General features: G+C 39.1%; 21 protein-coding genes and 1 other RNA gene. 18 read left to right on the forward strand and 4 right to left on the reverse strand.

Features of this window, described 5'->3' with window-relative positions:
* Positions 1-46 precede the first annotated feature (46 nt).
* The 5 genes from PQ511_RS00145 (at position 47) to PQ511_RS00165 (ending at position 4889) form a co-directional block, all read left to right on the forward strand.
* Complete coding sequence (locus tag PQ511_RS00145; protein WP_273849904.1) at positions 47-1327, forward strand: ABC transporter substrate-binding protein; 1281 nt, start codon at positions 47-49, stop codon at positions 1325-1327.
* Positions 1328-1490: 163 nt separating this feature from the next.
* Entirely contained in the window at positions 1491-2351 is an 861-nt protein-coding gene (locus PQ511_RS00150) for a carbohydrate ABC transporter permease (protein WP_273850604.1), read from the forward strand.
* A 12-nt stretch (positions 2352-2363) separates the two neighbouring features.
* A complete protein-coding gene (locus PQ511_RS00155; RefSeq protein WP_273849905.1) occupies positions 2364-3188 on the forward strand; it encodes a carbohydrate ABC transporter permease in 825 nt (274 codons plus the stop codon).
* Between the two features lie 287 nt (positions 3189-3475).
* Positions 3476-4600, forward strand: a complete 1125-nt coding sequence (locus tag PQ511_RS00160) for a sensor histidine kinase (protein ID WP_273850605.1) — start codon at positions 3476-3478, stop codon at positions 4598-4600.
* A gap of 79 nt (positions 4601-4679) precedes the next feature.
* On the forward strand, positions 4680-4889 hold the full coding sequence (locus tag PQ511_RS00165; protein ID WP_273849906.1) for a hypothetical protein: 210 nt from the start codon (positions 4680-4682) through the stop codon (positions 4887-4889).
* A 198-nt stretch (positions 4890-5087) separates the two neighbouring features.
* Here PQ511_RS00165 and PQ511_RS00170 read toward each other — a convergent pair whose 3' ends face one another.
* Positions 5088-5264 (reverse strand): hypothetical protein, encoded by a 177-nt coding sequence (locus tag PQ511_RS00170; protein ID WP_226658766.1) that lies wholly within the window; start codon positions 5262-5264, stop codon positions 5088-5090.
* 349 nt (positions 5265-5613) lie between these two features.
* On the opposite strand from PQ511_RS00170, the gene PQ511_RS00175 reads away from it, so the two are divergent.
* From PQ511_RS00175 to asnB, 4 genes are all read left to right on the forward strand, one after another.
* Positions 5614-6096 (forward strand): DinB family protein, encoded by a 483-nt coding sequence (locus PQ511_RS00175; RefSeq protein WP_273849907.1) that lies wholly within the window; start codon positions 5614-5616, stop codon positions 6094-6096.
* Positions 6097-6159: 63 nt separating this feature from the next.
* The gene (locus PQ511_RS00180) at positions 6160-6810 is read left to right on the forward strand and encodes a peroxiredoxin (protein ID WP_273849908.1); all 651 of its coding nucleotides are present in this window, start codon (positions 6160-6162) and stop codon (positions 6808-6810) included.
* A 245-nt stretch (positions 6811-7055) separates the two neighbouring features.
* On the forward strand, positions 7056-7658 hold the full coding sequence (locus PQ511_RS00185) for a class I SAM-dependent methyltransferase (RefSeq protein ID WP_273849909.1): 603 nt from the start codon (positions 7056-7058) through the stop codon (positions 7656-7658).
* A 339-nt stretch (positions 7659-7997) separates the two neighbouring features.
* Positions 7998-9905 carry an asparagine synthase (glutamine-hydrolyzing) gene (gene asnB, locus PQ511_RS00190; protein ID WP_273849910.1) on the forward strand — a complete coding sequence of 636 codons (1908 nt, stop codon included), beginning with the start codon at positions 7998-8000 and terminating at the stop codon, positions 9903-9905.
* Positions 9906-9952: 47 nt separating this feature from the next.
* Here asnB and PQ511_RS00195 read toward each other — a convergent pair whose 3' ends face one another.
* A complete protein-coding gene (locus tag PQ511_RS00195; protein WP_273849911.1) occupies positions 9953-11374 on the reverse strand; it encodes a DUF2254 domain-containing protein in 1422 nt (473 codons plus the stop codon).
* A 164-nt stretch (positions 11375-11538) separates the two neighbouring features.
* Between PQ511_RS00195 and PQ511_RS00200 the strand changes: the two genes are divergently transcribed.
* From PQ511_RS00200 to ssrS, 5 genes are all read left to right on the forward strand, one after another.
* The gene (locus PQ511_RS00200; protein ID WP_273849912.1) at positions 11539-12009 is read left to right on the forward strand and encodes a CBO0543 family protein; all 471 of its coding nucleotides are present in this window, start codon (positions 11539-11541) and stop codon (positions 12007-12009) included.
* A gap of 74 nt (positions 12010-12083) precedes the next feature.
* The gene (locus PQ511_RS00205; RefSeq protein WP_273849913.1) at positions 12084-12404 is read left to right on the forward strand and encodes a DUF3889 domain-containing protein; all 321 of its coding nucleotides are present in this window, start codon (positions 12084-12086) and stop codon (positions 12402-12404) included.
* Positions 12405-12536: 132 nt separating this feature from the next.
* Positions 12537-12836: a hypothetical protein gene (locus PQ511_RS00210; RefSeq protein ID WP_273849914.1), complete on the forward strand. Its 300-nt coding sequence runs from the start codon at positions 12537-12539 to the stop codon at positions 12834-12836.
* A 142-nt stretch (positions 12837-12978) separates the two neighbouring features.
* Positions 12979-13893, forward strand: a complete 915-nt coding sequence (locus PQ511_RS00215) for an AEC family transporter (RefSeq protein WP_273849915.1) — start codon at positions 12979-12981, stop codon at positions 13891-13893.
* 113 nt (positions 13894-14006) lie between these two features.
* Positions 14007-14190, forward strand: a non-coding RNA gene (gene ssrS, locus PQ511_RS00220) — 6S RNA.
* Positions 14191-14329: 139 nt separating this feature from the next.
* Here ssrS and splB read toward each other — a convergent pair.
* A complete protein-coding gene (splB, locus tag PQ511_RS00225; protein ID WP_224595657.1) occupies positions 14330-15358 on the reverse strand; it encodes a spore photoproduct lyase in 1029 nt (342 codons plus the stop codon).
* Positions 15359-15369: 11 nt separating this feature from the next.
* Positions 15370-15630: a transcriptional regulator SplA domain-containing protein gene (locus PQ511_RS00230; RefSeq protein ID WP_224595652.1), complete on the reverse strand. Its 261-nt coding sequence runs from the start codon at positions 15628-15630 to the stop codon at positions 15370-15372.
* Between the two features lie 147 nt (positions 15631-15777).
* Between PQ511_RS00230 and PQ511_RS00235 the strand changes: the two genes are divergently transcribed.
* The 4 genes from PQ511_RS00235 to PQ511_RS00250 all read left to right on the forward strand — a co-directional run bounded on the left by PQ511_RS00235 (position 15778) and on the right by PQ511_RS00250 (position 18196).
* Positions 15778-15978, forward strand: a complete 201-nt coding sequence (locus PQ511_RS00235; RefSeq protein WP_273849916.1) for a hypothetical protein — start codon at positions 15778-15780, stop codon at positions 15976-15978.
* A 223-nt stretch (positions 15979-16201) separates the two neighbouring features.
* On the forward strand, positions 16202-16693 hold the full coding sequence (locus tag PQ511_RS00240; protein ID WP_273849917.1) for a CBO0543 family protein: 492 nt from the start codon (positions 16202-16204) through the stop codon (positions 16691-16693).
* Between the two features lie 366 nt (positions 16694-17059).
* On the forward strand, positions 17060-17623 hold the full coding sequence (locus tag PQ511_RS00245) for an HD domain-containing protein (RefSeq protein ID WP_273849918.1): 564 nt from the start codon (positions 17060-17062) through the stop codon (positions 17621-17623).
* A 24-nt stretch (positions 17624-17647) separates the two neighbouring features.
* Positions 17648-18196, forward strand: a complete 549-nt coding sequence (locus tag PQ511_RS00250; RefSeq protein ID WP_273849919.1) for a phosphoglycerate mutase family protein — start codon at positions 17648-17650, stop codon at positions 18194-18196.
* The last annotated feature ends 41 nt before the right edge of the window (positions 18197-18237 follow it).

Raw genomic sequence — 18237 nt, forward strand, 5'->3', positions numbered from 1 at the left:
CTGTTCAGGGTCACTTATATTAATTGTTGAAAGGGGATTCATTATTATGAATAAGAAAAAATGGTTGTCTGCTACTGTTATCTCTTCCTTTTTAATCGGCTCTATTCTAACAGGGTGTAGCAGTGGAGAGGAATCAGGAAGTGAAAGTTCAAATGGAAAAACAGTTGTTGAAATGAGTGGGTGGGGCGCTAGTCCAGAAGAACAAGAATTGCTTGAAGAGACGCTTGCTTCTTTCGAAGAAGAACATCCAGACATCGATGTCGAGTTCCAAACAATTTCGGATCAGTATATGGATGTCATGAAGACACGTTTAATTGGTGGAGAAGCGGCGGATGTGTTTTACCTTGATGCTTCTGAAGCACCAGGTCTCATGAGTAAGGGAGTACTTGAGCCATTAGATGAGTATGTCACGGATGATTTTGATGTAGACGATTTTGAGCAGCCATTAGTAGATGCATTTAAACAAGATGGACGAACATACGGCTTTCCGAAAGACTTTTCTACGTTAGCTCTTTTCTATAATAAAAAAGCATTTAAGGAAGCAGGTTTGTCGGGACCGCCAAAAACAATGGAAGAGCTTAGAGAGTATGCAAAGAAACTAACAGTTGATGAAGATGGTGATGGGAAACCAGAACAGTATGGTCTAGGTTTAGCAAAGGAACTTGCTCGCCAGTTTTACAAGCTAGATGCTTATGGAGCAAAACTGGTTGATAAAGACGGAAATGCCGCATTTGCAAGTAATGAAGCGATTGAAGCGCTTCAACCTGTTGTCGATCAATATCGTAAAGATAAGACATCTGCCCTGCCAAGTGATGTTGGAGCAGGCTGGGGCGGAGAGATGTTTGGACAGGGAGAAGCTGCTATGGTGATTGAAGGCAACTGGGCAGTTCCTTTTCTTGAAAATAACTTCGCTGACCTTGAATTTGGTACAGCTGAAGTTCCTATGATTAAAGGTGAACAGGCTACGGCAGCTTTCCCAGTAGCTTATGTGATGAACAAAGAGTCCAAGAAGAAAGATGCTGCCTGGGAGCTAATATCTTACCTGACGGGTAAAGAGGGAATGAAAATTTGGACGAGTAAAGGATTTGCGCTTCCAACAAGAAAATCAGTTGCGGAAGAATTAGGATATGCAGATGATGAAATTCGCGGAGCATTAGTGGAAGGGGCGTCTTATGCTCAACCTTGGCAGGCAGGTGAAAACCTCCCAACAATCTCTAATAACTTTGATAACCAATTTACAAGTGCATTACTAGGCGAACAACCTCTTGAAAAAGCTCTAAAGAAAGCAGAAGATACAGCTAATCAAGAAATTAGTGCTGGAAATTAATTGAGCATGGGGGAGTCATTCCCCCTTCTTAGATGGAACGTATCTTTGAAAGGAAGTGACACACTTGAGTAAGGGTCATCCTTCTAACCAACCTTTAGAAAAAAATAATGTAAATCCAAACTATGGAAAACGAAAGCCGATTGGGAAAGCATTAAAAGAAACGATGACAGGTTATTTTTTTATGGGGCCAGCTATTTTTGTGATTGGGATATTTATTTTAATTCCCATTTTTTACGCTATTTTTCTTTCGTTTAATAAAGTAGAACTTCTTGGAGGAACAAGCTATCAATTTACAGGACTGGACAACTTCTTAAGGATGGAAGTTGACAGCAGAGCATTAATTTCATTAAAGAATACGGCAGAATATGTGGCAATCGTCGTACCCATTCAAACCTTCCTAGCTTTGATACTCGCGGCAGTTCTAAATTCGGATATTAAAGGAAAAAACTTATTTCGTATTATCTTCTTCTTACCAACGGTTACTTCATCTGCTGTACTAACTCTAATCTTTATGTGGATGTATAATCCAGATGGCTTAATCAATCATGTTCTCGCTTTCGTCAACCTTCCAACATATAACTGGCTAGCTGATCCAGCGATCGCATTGAAATCGATTATGATTATGAATATATGGGCAACAGCTCCATTTTTTATGATCATTTATTTAGCAGCCATGCAAGATATTTCAGATTCAATTTATGAAGCGGCAACGATCGACGGGGCTAATTGGTGGCAGAAGTTCTTTAAAATCACCATTCCAATGTTGAAACCTGTTACCTTTTTTGTTGTGGTTATGTCTGTGATTGGGACATTTCAGCTATTTGACCAATCGTATATTTTTTCAGGTGGATCAGGCGGTCCTAATAACTCAACGTTGACGATCGTGTTATTAATCTATCAGTATGCTTTTAAACTATTAGATATGGGATATGCATCAGCGCTCGCAGTCGTATTGGCTATTATTATACTGGTAGTGACAATCATACAGAGGAAATTCTTTGCGGAAGAAAAACTACATGATTAGGGGGTGCTCAATTTGAAGAAAAAAGGATTTTCGAAACCTCTTTTATATACGGTCCTAATTATCTATGCGGTCATTACATTTATTCCATTTATTTGGGCGATTTCTTCATCCTTTAAGCCACTTCCTGAAATTGTTTCTGGTGAACTTTCACTAATACCAAAAGATTTTACAATTGATAATTATACAGAACTATTTAAACAGGAGCCTTTGTTCTTTAGATGGATGTTGAATAGCTTGGTAGTAACCGGGTCGATGGTGATTCTAAATCTTATTTTTAACTCAATGGCTGGATATGCATTGGCAAGGATTAAATTCTCCGGTCAGAAAGTATGGTTCTTTCTCATTCTAGCTGTTCTTATGATCCCTGGACAGGTAACGATGATACCCAGCTACCTTATTCTAAAAGCATTTGGGTGGCTAAATACTTATCAAGGATTGATCGTTCCAGGCATGGTCAATGCTACCTTTATTTTTATGATGCGCCAGTTCTTTATTAATTTCCCTAAAGAACTTGAAGAAGCTGCTCAAATGGATGGACTTAGTAGAATTGGAACCTTTTTTAGGATTGTTCTTCCTCTTGCCAAGCCTGCATTAGCAGCACAGGCTGTCTTTACGTTTATGGCAGGATGGAATGATTTTATGCGACCGCTCATTGTGATGTCAGACAAAGAGATGTTTACCCTAACGCTTGGATTGAATGCGTTTAAAGGACAATATATTAGTTTCTGGAACTACATTATGGCCGCTTCTACATTGATGACGATTCCTTCTCTATTAATTTACGCCTTCTTTAATCGGTTTTTTATTAAAGGAGTTACTTTTACAGGTGGAAAATAATATATGGTAGTGAAAAGGGGGGAACCTTTCTATTAGAGGGTTTCTCTTTTTCTATTCTTACACAGAAAGATGTTTTTCATGATAGAATGGAAATGATATGTAACATTTTTTCTTACATGCAATTAATTTGATTGAAGTGTTTTTTATATAGTTTTTTCAATAGAATAAATAATCACTTTTTTAATACGCTTGAGTGCTAATCACAAAAAAAACGATATATAGTTCAACTTCCTAATTTATTGGAACTTAGAAATCATTGGAAAGGAAAGGGTGTGCGGGCTTTGACTGTGCGAGAGCAACTACTAGACTACCTCGATCAAAATCTAGAAAGCTACCTTAGAACATGGAAAGAAAAAATTCGAATCTCGGATACAGATGTTCATCGAGATAAGGTAGAAGCCAACGGCATCCTCATGTACCGCCTGGTGCAGAAAAATATTGAAAAGCCCATTAGTGAGGAGAAAATCATTTCTCTCGCACATAAGGTCGCGATTGAGCGAGCAGAAGCAAATGTGAATATTGGCGATTTTATTTACAATGTGAATGCTGGGCGAAGTGTTCTCATGAAGCATGTGACTTATTCAGATATTCAGGTGAATGATTTGCAGGCGATATTGGATGCCATTAATGAATTATTTGATCAATTTTCTTATCACGCTGTGACCGAATACACGAAGCTAAAAGAAAATGAACTTCAGGAGAAAATTTCATTTATTGATGAAACACATCAAGAAAAGCTTTCCATTTTGGGGCAGATGTCTTCTAGCTTCGTACACGAATTTCGAAATCCCCTTACTGCGATTATGGGTTTTGTGAAGTTATTACAAAAAGATTATCCAACGCTTAATTATCTCGATGTTATTGACCACGAACTTCAGCAGTTGAATTTTCGTATTGCTCAGTTTCTTCATGTCTCAAAGAAGGAGATTGATAGCGGTCACGAGGAGTGGCTAGACGTCAATGACATTTTTGAGTCTATTCTCGACTTTATCTACCCGAGTATTGTAGATATTGATGTAGAAATCCAAAACGATTTTCCAGAAGGCATCTCCATATTTGGACAGCAGGATAAACTGCGCCAAGTTTTTCTTAATATTCTGATGAATTCATTAGATGCATTGAAAGCTGTAGGGTTTCCAAGATGCATTCACATTTATGGTGAGAAAGTAAACGGCACAGTTGATATTCATATTACGAACAATGGACCTGAAATTCCAACAAAAACCCTAGACAGAATTTTTGAACCTTTTTATACTACAAAAGAATTGGGTACTGGAATTGGTTTGTATGTTTGTCAGAAGATCATTCAGAATCATAGCGGTTACATTAGTTGCCATTCGGACGAACATGAAACAACTTTTACAATTCGCTTACCTTATGTAGAAAAGAATGAACAAGAAAAAACACTATGAATGGCGCTTTGAGGATAAGTCCGTTTATACTGTGTCCAGGGTTCATTTAATTTCGCTACATAGATGGGAGTGACAAATATTGATTACAAAAAATGCAGGGAAATTAAGCAAAGCTTACTTTAAATCTTATCTGAACCTCGTGATGAGTACACGAAACTTTACGGTAGATGAGGCAAAGTGGTTTGCGTTTGAAGAGCTTTTCCAATCTGATGAAATGAAAAACGGAGAGGAAACATATGAGAGATTTATGCAAGCCTATGCGGAGCTTTTGGATGAAGGTAAGACTTAAGATAAGCTAGAGACTCGGTGCAGTCTCTTTTTTATTGTTGTGTTTTGAAAGGAGGGACTACCATGTTTGGGTGGGAGTATGTACCTGATTGGTTTCCATGGTTTGCTGGGCTTGTGGTCGTATTGTTTCTGATACTTAGTGAATGGTGGATCCGAAGATAGAAAAACAGGCCAAGAATAAAATCCTGACCTGCTATTATTAAAGCATCTTGTATTCTTCGTGTCTTACAACGATTCGTTTCTCTTCGTCTTCTGAGTATTCTTCCCATTCAGCTACAATCGTATTGTTTAATAAGCTAATGACTTTAGCTTTTCGATTATCGATTTCAACGACACTACCGATTTCAGGGAGAATGATTTCCTGTTCTTCCTCCATGCAAATCCCTCTTTTCCATTTAAACTGATTTATATAATAACATAATTCATTTCTAATGCCTAACAATCTGAAGAAATTGATTTTCCTTTTTGCTTAAGAAGCCAAATGGGGGCTCACTGTCGATAGAGAGAGGTGGAATTGGACAGAGATGAGTAGCGTTTTTACGATCATATAAAAAGGTCGTCACGCATATGCTGAATCATAGCCTATTCTCTCCCCCCTCCTTGTGAGGGGTATTTTTTTGTGTAGGAAATGTTAAAGAAAACAGGCATTTTCTCTCTTTTTTGTTGGTGGAATGAGATGTAAAATAAGGAGAGAGAAAATGAATACATATTCAGGAGGTAATGAAATGTTTCGATCACTTGAAGATTTTGTTTCTGTATGGGAACGAGAAACGGCACAAACAACTAAACTATTGCGTCACTTAACAGATGAGTCTCTTTCACAACAGGTTGCGCCAAATCATTTTACACTTGAGAAATTAGGCATCCACTTATCACAGGCGATTACGTTTATGATGAGCAGTGCTGGACTAGATTTAGCTCCATTAGAAGAGCGTGAGTCATACAACGCCAAGGATATTGCGACATTGTACCAACAAACTGCGGAAGGTTTTGTTCGGGTGCTGCAAGAGCAGTGGAGTGATGAGAAATTATTAGAAACGACAACGTTCTTTGGTAGCGAAACGACTTATGGCAGTATCCTACTTCTATTACTTCAGCATCAGACGCATCATCGAGGCCAAATGACGGTTTTGATGCGTCAGGCAGGTTTAACAGTCCCTGGTATGGTGGGGCCATCTCGTGAAGAATGGGCAGCAATGAAAGGATAAGAATCGAGTTGAAGAGGCTTTCTCATTTTAGAGAACAGCCTCTTTTGTTTAGTCGTAAAAAAAATGACAATAATCCCACTTTCCTCACATATACTGCCTGTGAAAAGAGGTGGAGACGTGGAGCGTGAGAATTGCCATCTTCCAAACTGTGCACAAACGAACGATCCAGCCCCTTTGTTTCGAGCTGAAGCTTATGATCCTATTAATAAGAAGATAAAGGAAATCAGTCTTGAAGATTATAAGGGGAAATGGGTTATTCTCTTTTTTTATTCAAGTGATTTTACATTTGTTTGACCAACAGAACTTGCAGCGGTCGCTGCAATTCAGCCTGAGCTTCAGGCGATGAACACTGTCGTACTGGGAATTAGTACTGACAGCGTCTATGCGCATAAAGTTTTTACAGAGGTTTCTCCTGCCGCATCTAAAGTGACTTATCCTCTTGTTAGTGATCGAAATCATCGAATCAGTCGGGATTACCGTGTCTTAAATGAAGAGGCAGGTGCGACGTATCGAGGAACGGTAATTGTTAATCCAGAAGGCGTAATTGTTTCGAAAATGACGTATCCTGTTAAGGTTGGGAGAAATGCATTTGAAATTCTCAGATTAATGCAGGCACTGCAGTACAATCAAAAAACAGGTGAAGCCGTACCGGCAAATTGGATCCCAGGTCAAACGGGTATCCCTCCTCGGTCAAGGTATATAGGAAGAGTATGAACAGAGCCTTTTCGGGCTCTTTTTCTTTGGAATGACTATCATTCATTACATAAATCATCTTACGACAAAAGTGCTTTTCGGTTGCATGTTAGAAGATTGGAAGAAAAGGGAAGGATAAACCTATCGGATATTGTTATAAAAATAGTCCTTTAGCTAACATACCACTTCAGAAATGAAACATACAATGGAGCGTTCATCACTTCCCAAAAGATCGAGAGCGTTGACATCGGAAGGAATGTTTCACAATGAATCAAATGAAACAATCCAAAATATTTGATACTCATGCGAAAATATTTGAAAAAAGAAGAAACAAAAAAACCGTTGATACGAAATGGCGTCACAAGTTGTTAGCTACAGCTAGCGGAGATATTTTAGAACTGTCTGCCGGCACGGGCACAAATTTTCCCATCTATCAAAATGTGACATCACTCACAGCAGTCGATTTTAGTTTAGAAATGGTTCGGTATGCAAGAGAGGCTGCAAAAGAAATGACTTTTCCATGTGAAGTTCTTCTCGAGAACGTGGAAAAACTTGATTTTGAAGAAAACAGGTTTCATACTGTCGTTTCAACGTTATCTATGTGTTCTTATCCACAACCAGGGTTTGTTCTTGAACAAATGGTGAAATGGTGTAAACCAGGTGGACAGGTTTTGTTATTTGAACACGGCGTAAGTTCAAAACCCATTATCGCTAACTTACAGAAAAAGCTAGATCCGTTTTTATCAGAGAGAATTGGCTGTCATATTGATCGAGATATGTTGGAAATCCTTCAACATTCGAGTTTGCATGTCACCAAGATTGAAAGTCACTTTTTTGGAATGTTTCACCTAGTTTTTGCAACTGTATAAGTCCTCCTGAAGTGGACCATCATCGCTAAATATGTCGAATGATGACTTGTTTTAGGAAGCGGTTACGCTAAGTGTTAGATTGTGATTTAATAAAAGAAGTGCCGTTCTGGATTGAGATAAATCAAAACCTTTCGTGTTTCGGTTTCTTCATTCTTTAATCGTAGAACGATGAAACTTTTCACATGATTAAAACGTTCTATAAGATGAATGGCTTAAAGTAAGATAGGATGAAGCAACATAAAATGACTTTTGTGTAACAAATAGTCACTTTATGTAACATTAATATTACATTAATGTTACAATGGCTATATTAATTTAATAGAAAGTGTGGCTAGGATTATGTGTGGTTTTGTTGGCGTGTTACGTACAGAACCAGGAAAAACGGATCATCATAATCATGCTGATTTTGTAAAAAGAAATCAGATTATTACGCATAGAGGCCCAGATGACGAGGGCTATTATACAGATGAATCAATTTCTCTTGGTTTTAGAAGACTAAGCATTATCGATCTTGAAAGTGGACATCAGCCTTATCACTATGAAGATAAGCGCTATTGGATGGTTTTTAATGGAGAAGTTTATAACTATGTAGAACTTCGTGAACGGTTAAAGAAAGAAGGTTATTCGTTTCAAACGGAGTCTGACACCGAAGTGGTGCTCACTCTTTTTGTGCACAAGGGTGTAAAGGCCTTCGCTGAACTAAGAGGAATGTTTTCCATTCTCATTTGGGACAAGCTGGAGAAGAAACTAGTTGGCGCACGTGATCCTTTTGGGATTAAACCACTCTATTATAAGCAAACGGACGAAGACATGGTTTTTGCTTCAGAGAAAAAAAGCATTACGATGATCGATCAGTTCGAGGCTGTGAATCCGGCAGCTCTTCAACATTATTTAAGTTTTCAATACGTGCCAGAACCGCAAACAATGACAGAGGGAATCAAAAAAGTTGAACCTGGTCATTATTTTGTGAAAAAACAACATGAACCAATGATTTTAAAGCGTTACTTTCATGCTACATTTAGCCCGATAACAGCTGAACGAAACTGGGTGAAGGATATTCAACAAGTCCTTTATGATTCGGTTAATCTACACATGCGAAGTGATGTTCCAGTTGGATCGTTCTTATCGGGTGGAATTGACTCAACGATTATCGTTTCGATGGCAAAGAAATTCAATCCGCAAATCAAAACATTTTCTGTAGGATTTGAGCGAGAAGGATATTCTGAAGTCGATGTTGCGAAGGAAACAGCTGATAAGCTTGAGGTTCCGAACTACTCTTACATGATTTCAGCCAAAGAGTACGTTCAAAAACTTCCTAAAATTATGTGGCATATGGATGATCCTCTAGCTGATCCAGCATGTGTACCGCTCTATTTTGTTGCGCGAGAAGCGCGGAAACACGTAACGGTCGTTTTATCAGGAGAAGGAGCAGATGAACTCTTCGGTGGATATAACATCTACCGTGAACCAGATGCACTTCGCCTCTTTCAACCAATGCCTGGTGTGATGAAGAAGATGGTCAATCGTGTAGCCAATGTGCTACCTGAAGGGATGCGGGGGAAGAGTTTCCTTGAACGAGGCTCAACGCCACTTTCGGAACGATATATTGGTAATGCGAAGATGTTTGAAGAGAGTGAAAAGGAAAAGCTGCTGACCACTTACTATCAGAATGAGCATTATCAAAAAATCACTAAGCCTTTTTATCAAAACGTGAAGCGTGACAACCCGGTCAATCAGATGCAATACATCGATATTCAAACGTGGTTAAGAGGGGATATTCTTCTAAAAGCGGATAAGATGACGATGGCGAATGCGCTTGAACTTCGGGTGCCATTCTTAGATAAAGAAGTGTTTCGAGTCGCTCGGGAAATACCTGTGCATGAAAAAATTGCAGATGGAACGACAAAATCTATCTTACGCAAAGCGGCTCGTGGCATTGTACCAGATCATGTTCTAGATCGTAAAAAACTTGGATTCCCAGTGCCAATTCGTCATTGGTTAAGAAATGAATTATACGATTGGGCGAAGCAGTTGATTCATGTAAGTGAAACAGATTATTTACTCGATAAAACAGTTGTCATAAAGCTTCTTGAGGCACATCAAGCTGAAAAAGGGGATTATTCGCGCAAAATATGGACCGTGCTTGTATTTATGCTCTGGCATCAGATTTTTGTGGAAGGTGTTTATTCCTTCGAAGAGCTTCAAGAAGAAGATGAAATTGTAAGCAAAGTAGCGACATATCGATAATCAAAAAAAGGTGACTCTCTAGGGTCACCTTTTTCATGTCTTCTCACCTAAGAGTGATTTTCTTCAATCTCAAGAAGACGTTTTTCAATTGGACCGTAATCCTCTTGATGTCCTGTAAAGACGGCAAGATCATAGAGGCGGTTTAGTAAGTAGTCTCGATCGAGACGGTAGATAAATTCTTTTGGGATATGGTCCATTGAATTTTTAGCAAAATCCCAAACAACATCCAGTTTATCTTTGCTAATGGATTGGGCAACCATGCTAAGAGCCGAGATGATTTCTGTAATAATGGGGTAGTTGTCGCCTGCATAATGCCTAAGATAACCAAATCCTCGATACAAATAATAACTAAAATCTTCTGCATCCATGACCACTCTGACTTGCTTTTCTTGATCGGCAAGATAAGGAGTGAAGGTAATATCTCGCTCTACTTCAAGAAGGAGGTCAGCCATTTGGTGAATGATGGTAATCGCTGTTTGAGGATCATCGTTACCTAATGACTTTACTCCGATTTCAGAGAGTTTTGTCATCCCCATCTTTAAATCCTGAATTTCTGTTTCTTTATAACCCAGTTCAATATGCTCACAGTACTTCTCAACATTCACGCGTTCGGCACCAGCTCCCCAGTAGGAAAAGAATCGATTCCCTTTTAACACGTAATCCCCGACTTTGTTGTGGAGCTTAATAATGATTTGATCCTTTTTTGCTTCATCAATCATCGCTTTAAAATCAATAAGCTGAATATATCCTGAGTCAGGAGCGGTAATCAGCGTTTCTGTTTCTCGTTCTTTATCCATTAGGTCGCCGGGCTCTTCGCAACGAAATTGTTCTAGATCATTGCGGAGCGTTTTTCTTACAATCGAAATGGATTCTTCCTTCATGTTTGTAGCAATGTTATGTACCTGCATCCAACTCGTCGCGTGATTGATAAAAAAGATAAACGTCACCACCGTGACAAATGCGAGAAAAACGGTCGTAGCTGGAATCGCAACGAAATATTCGTCTTCTTTACTAGTAATAAATAAGAAAATGACAAGAACGTAAACAAAGCTACCGTGGAAAATACCGATAAAATGCTGAGTGGTTCGGTCAGCAACGAAATTAAGGAGCATTCTAGGTGAAAACTGTCCACTAAACGTTGTGAGAACAACGAGCAAGGAGTTTAGTGTAAAGGCACTTAGCGTTAAAATTCCACCGATAAGGGCGCTAATGAGTAGCCTTGTTGGTTGCGCTGTTGTTCGAATCATGTTTGGGGTGTATTGAGAAAGTTCAAGAACTAAATCCAAATATAAGGTTAGCGCTACAAATACAAAGGCGCCTAAAATATATAAGCCTGGCATATACCAGAGTGTTGCCTGAAGTTCATGCTTTCGAATACGCTTTGACATCTCAAAATACTTCCGCAGTTGCCAGGGTAAAAGGTTCTTAATCATGACTGGGGAGCTCCCTTCTAATTCAATTGTTAACACTTTAGAATTCCCCTAAGAATAGATCATTAAACAAAAAAACACATTTTAAAAACGGTAGGGAAAGAAGGGGTCATTCTCTTTAGTCCATTTACCCGGTTATGCATAGGTTTCAAAGGCAGGGGGATAATAAAAGGATAGAGGAAATGCAATGAAGGTGATGAACAATGATGATTGAAAAGACAATTCTATGGCTATTAGTTCTAATAGGGGTGGGTTTGTTTGTTTTCAGTATGCGAAAGCCACCAATTAAAGAGTGGCTTCTCTTTTTTTTACTGACAGGTTATTTCTCTTCTATTATTGGAGTTATAGTAGTAGAAGAAGGAATGCTAACCTATCCTGTCAATTTATTCAATCGCCATTTCGATTCTAGTCTTACATATGAGTATGTGCTTTTTCCGGTAGTCGGAGTGTATTATTATCAATCGACTTTTCGTTCAGGATGGACCGGTTACTTTGTGAAAGGATTTATCTATTCGGGGATTATTACCATCACAGAGTTTTTTCTCGAAAAGTATACCGACTTAATTCATTACGAGAGCTGGACATGGTACTACACCTTTTTTAGCACAATACTATTGTTACTGATTATAAGAATCATCGTTAACTATCTACCTGGTATGGAACAAGAGAGGTAACGTTTTCAGGATGTATGTTTTTTATAAAAGGAATGAATACTACCTTCAGAGCATACAAAATGGAGGTAGTCGAATTGCTAAGAAAAGTGATGTTATTATTCAGTCTATTGATTATGGTCCTGTTGCCATCCCATGTTTACGGAGAAGCTCCCTCTTATGCGAAATGGGGGAAAATCGCGATTGAACAAACGACAAAAAAATATCCAAATCAACAAGTTACAGACTACAGATATGATGGAAAGGTATTTATCTCTAATGTAAGAGAGCAATATGATTTTGAATTTACGTTAAAACAAAACGGTCAGTCACGAGAGATACGAGTGTATGTGCTTGTTAATCCTCAAAGTGATGAATTAATTGATGTGAAATATGATGAAATTGAAGAATTTCAATGAGTGAGGTCATGAAAAGCCAGTCTTGGTGACTGGCTTTTTGCTATGGACCCTGTAAAAAAGGGTTTTAGCGTGTTAAATCGAATAATAGTATCTATAGATAGAGAGCGATTTTGCCTTTAAGGAGAGGAAACCATGAACATTATTAAACGTAAGGCAGATGTGGAAGCGTTGTTGAAAGCTTTTGATCAGTTTGCCGAATTTGATCAGCTGGGTCAAAAGCATTATTTTGTTTTTGAAGATACTGAAAAAGATGGTCGATGTACTGTGATGAAATATGAGAATGAATCCTTTTCTATCCATTGCAAAGGCGCTTCTTATTGTGATAGTGAAGAAGTGTTTTTAGAAATAGATGAACTGATCAATCTTCTATGGAAGCGTCGAAAAGCAGTGAATGCCGTACTTCGAGAGACGCTGAAGGAAAAAGTTTCTTGATGTCTGTATGATAATTTACGTGGGGCTTATCCTCTCTATGAGTGTGATTCCTAGTTTGATTGAGCAAGAGTACTGAAGAGTTTCTTACATTCGTGTAAACTGTAAAGGGTAAAAGAATGCAGTTATGAATTGAGGGGCTCTTGTGTTAGGTGTATTTATCGAAATTATTGTACCCGTATTTATTCTAATTGGGATTGGGGTGTTGCTTCATCGCATTTTTCACTTTGATTTATACACGCTTGCGAAAGTGAACATTTATTTCATTGTGCCAGGATTTATTTTCTTGAAGCTTTATGAAACGTCTTTTTCTTTATCTTTATTTTTATCGGTGTTAACGTTCTTTAGTATTTTGATTGTGGTGCTTTACGTGGTATCCAATGTGATTAGTCGGTTATTTGGTTACAGTAGAAGCGTTAGGGCTTCGTTTACAAACAGTATTTTATTCTATAATTCTGGAAACTACGGCGTACCTGTGAATGATCTCGTTTTTAAGCAGGATCCTTTTGCGATGTCGATCCAGGTGATTATCTTAACGTTCCAGAACATCCTCACGTTTTCATGGGGGATTTTTTCATTAAAAACAGTCGAAGGAAGCAAATTAAGTGCGCTACTCGGTTATTTTAAGATGCCAGTCTTGTATGCCATGTTGCTTGGGATTGGCTTCAACCTGATAGACGTTTCGATTCCTGAATTCGTTCTTATTCCGGCAGAGTACATTGCAGACTCAATGATTGCGATTGCCTTATTAACGCTCGGAGCTCAGGTTGCTCAGCTGCGATTATCGAAGAATTTATCTGTGGTGTATGTCAGCTTGATTATACGTCTGTTACTTGGCCCTGCGATCGCGCTTGGTATTATTTACGTGTTAGGAGTCGATGGCGTCACAGCACAAGCATTGTTCATTTCATCTGCGATGCCAACAGCTGTAAATAGTGCGATTATCGCACAAGAATATGAAAATGAGCCAGAGCTTTCTGCCCAAATTGTTCTTGCTTCCACAGTGTTTAGTATGATTACGGTGACCGCAGTTATTTCGTTTGGTCGGTTGTTATTTTAACGGAGATTGTTCAGGGGAGGTTGAATGGAAACCTAATAAAGAGTTTGGAACTGGAAATCGGAACCATTGATTTTATTCGATGGAAGGTGTAGAGTATAAGCATAAGCAATACCCATTTCCTGCAACGCACGTTAACAACGGTTGTCTCAAACCGATGCTAGTTTTCCGGGAACTCTACATCCAGTTGCTGATAACAAGCCGGCCTACTGAGCGGGACGTTAAAGGTAGCTGTGCGGGTACCCACCTGCTTTTACGCGGGCTTTGAGACACTTATAGTGACGACGAAGCGGGTTTGGGTTTAAACTTGCTTATGATCTTACATAGAATGATGCACGTTCATAGATGAAAGGCATGGGAGCGATTCGCTTCCATGCCTTTTTGATGTGTGTCTCTTTTGTTCGACACTGTTCGAGCTAAAACGGGTGGTGACAGGCACTTAAGTAAAGTACTCTAATTTTGCATCAGGGAAGAACTTGTCAATATATCCACCCAGCGTATCTTTCATATCTTGCTGCTGGTCTTTTTGGTAGACGTATTTTCCAATGCCGTATTTTCCCCATTTGTACATGCGGTCTTCTTCTTCCATTTCGAGTTTGGTCATCGGATAGTTTTTTTGAATCACGCGTTTTGCTGGTTTCGTAAAGCGATGCTGAATGAGTTCAAATGTTAAATCTTTTGTTGCGCTTTTTGGAAGCTTAGCTTCTAGTTTCTCAAATAAAGTAAGATAACCTTCTTTCCAATCCTCATACAAGTAAATAGGCGCAACGATAAAACCGAGTGGATATCCTGCTTCTGCCACTTTCGCTGCTGCTTCAATTCGCTCATCCAGGCGTGAGGTTCCTGGTTCTAGAAACTTAATCACGTAATCTGCATTCATACTAAAACGAAAACGAGTTCGTCCCTGATGATCAGCATCAAGCAGATGATCAACGTGTGCGAACTTTGTTACAAAACGAAGGCGGCCATGATCTGATTTGCCAAAGTATTCGATCGCTCGCTTTAGGGTATGCGTTAAATGATCGATGCCAACGATATCTGACGTACAAGAAGCCTCAAAACGAGTAGGTTCTGGTGCTCTCTCCTGCATATACTTTTCAGCCGCTTCGAAAATGTCATCTGTATTCACATATGTTCGAATGTATGGTTTACTCCCCATTGTCGTTTGGAGATAGCAGTAATGACAGTGACCCATGCAACCAGTAGCAAACGGAATCGCATATTCAGCAGACGGTTTGGATGTATCAAACTTCAGTGTTTTTCTTACCCCAACAACAAGCGTTGATTTTGCGACACGATATTGCTGGAAGTGGTTATCCCCTGGTAGATTTCGAACCTGATTGTGAGAGGTTGTTTCTCTAATCTCAATGTTCATTTTTGAAAATTTGTCATGAAGCTCTCGTCCTAATGGATACTCTAAGGCACGTGGTTCCATATAGACGAGTTGAGGCACAAATGGCTTAACCAACAAAATTCCTCCTATTCAATTGATCCGAAATATGTGGCATATGCTTGTTCGGCTTCTGCTTCTGAGCGGTAAATCGCAATGTCAGAATCAAGAGGGTAGTAAGTTTCATATAAGAACAAGGCAAGCTGACCTGGTTGGTCAGGATCGTTTACAACGGCTGCTTCCTGAATATTCGCTACGTTATAGGTATGTGGGTTTCGATACATCACGTAAACTACATCACCTGCGTGATACCCTTGTCCTGAATCATAATTTGAATCATGTAAATCCATTTCATCACTCCTTTACGTTCTACTACCTCATTGTTCCACAAGAGAATGAATTCCTTTCTGGTAAATAACGCCTATTTCAGTCATAAAGCATTGGAATCGTGCATACGATGTTCTGTTGACTTAAAGATGAGGGAGGTGTGTGAAGGCATGTTGAAATGGTTAAAGAATTTGTTGCCTTCACAGAAGGTGACAGATCAACTATTTGCTCGGTTTAAGGGATACAGAAAATGGAGAGGCGGAGCATGGTATAAAGTATCTGATCGTGTTGCCCCTAAAAAGAGCGTGTGGATGAGAGAAGTAAAAGATCCAAATGCTTATTATGTATGGAGTCGTGAAATTTACGATTAAATCCATTAGTCAAAGGCGCCGTGCTCATTCCGGCGCCTTTGACTAATGGATCGACATACTTTGACATATTACGGGTGGTGACAGGCACCATTCATGAATATTGACTCGCAAACTACGTATACTATTTTGTATAATTATGTAAAATGTCAAGGCGCGGAGAGATGACTTTGAAAAAAAGGACGTGCTTCTAGAAGCAAACAATGCTAGCAAATAGGAGAATACAATGAATATTGTACTTGCCACTACCCTAATCATTGCTGTTTTTTTGAAAAGCGATTGGAGAAGTTGGGAAAAATATTATCCGGAGATGCTCTATATTGCGTTAGCAGCATCGGTATATGAACTTATTGCTTATAAAGAATTTCATCTTTGGGAATTTAAAGAAACAGCTATGCTAAGCAAATTCAATGTTCATTTACTTCACAATCTTGTCGTCAATCCGATCGTTGTTTTACTCTACTTGTCGAATTACCCCACACAGGGAAAAAAGCTTTTTTATAATCTAAAATGGATCTTTGGGTTTTGGGTGATCGAATGGTTTGCTTCGATCTTCCATGTGATTTCCTATCATAACGGGTGGAACCTTATATTGTCACTCCTATTTATTATGGTTATGTTTCCAATGATACGTCTCCATCATTCCAACAAAACCCTTGCACTTCCTTTATCAGTTGTGATCTCCATCACCCTGTTGCTACTGTTTGGATATATCTAATCAAACGATAAGAAAAAAGGTGCATTTGTTATACCTACATAGGAAGATGATCGATCGTATTAAAAGTAAATGGCAGCGTATGGTACCGAGTGGTATTGCCCGCTGCCTTTTCCTATGAATAAAAAACAATTATACTAAAGGAAATATCAGTAAAAAAAGAAGTAGTGCTAAACGTTTTTATTTGAATCCATCCTTAATCGAAACGTTGTTTGAATGAAGAGAAACTTCTTTAGTCGATGATGGAAAAACAACGGGAGTTGGGACGAAAACAGGTTCTCCTACATATAAAGTACAATGAGCGCCACTTTTGTAAAAGGTGCATCAACATGAAGGTTTCAAGGTTATTGAAAGAGGAGGACTAACAGAATGAACGCTTTTCATATGATAACCTTTATTAAAGAATTAGAACGTTTAAAAGAGACAACCCGGACGGCATACATGAGAAGCGGAAGGCGCGAGAGTGTGGCAGAACATTCCTGGCGTCTCGCGATGTTTGCTTTTGCCCTAAGTGACGAATTCCCTGAACTCGATCGCTATCGTGTTCTGTCTATGTGTCTGGTGCACGACCTTGGTGAAGCTTATGACGGCGATGTGTCTGCAACTATTCCTGTAGATCAACAAGAAAAGATCAAAAAAGAGGAAGAGGCTGTACAGCGTCTTACTTCTTCGCTTGAGGAGAGAGAAAAAGCCTCCATACTTTCTCTATGTCAGGAGTATAATCGTGGAAAAACGAAAGAAGCCCGCTTTGTAAAAGCACTTGATAAAATGGAGACGATCATTCAGCATACACAGGGCACGAATCCACCAGGCTTTGATTATGAGTTTAACCTTACTTATGGAAAAGAGTACGCCGAATATGATGAATTAGTAAAATTAATCCGCAAGGAAATTGATAAGGAAACGGTTAAAAAAATGAATGAAGATGCTTAACAGCTAACATAAAGGAGAATGCCAGTGAAAATTAAACTGATTCGTCATGGGAAATCTGCATGTGATTTTTCAAAACGTTTAACAAGTCAGAATTATCGTGAATGGGTGAGAAAATACGGGGAGGAAGGAATCTGTGATTTAGCCCCTGCTGATGTACAACTCGCTTTGAGCGAGTCCACACTTGTTTTAACTAGTGACTTAAAACGTGCCATCGATTCCGCGAAAACAGCGGATACCATACAAAGCGATCCCCTCTACCGAGAACTGGATCTTCCTCATTTCCACGTGAACTTTCTTAAGCTCACTCCCCGTATCTGGACAGTCCTTTATCGTTCCCTTTGGCTAATTGGTTTTTCAAAACAGGCTGAAACTCGAAAGCAAGCGAAGAAACGAGCAGCAGTGGCAGCGGAACAATTAGAGAATCACGCGATCACATATGGTACTGTCGCTCTGGTCGGGCACGGCTTTTTTAATCGCTACCTTGGCCGTTCATTAAAAAAACGAGGCTGGGAGATGGATGGCAATAAAGGATCTGCAAACTGGACAATCCATACGTATGATAAAAAAAGATAAGCCGTTCATTGAATTCTTTCTTATTATGTTGAAATATTTTT

It is taken from the genome of Guptibacillus spartinae, assembly GCF_028610625.1.
Taxonomy (GTDB): Bacteria; Bacillota; Bacilli; order Bacillales; family Guptibacillaceae; genus Guptibacillus; species Guptibacillus spartinae.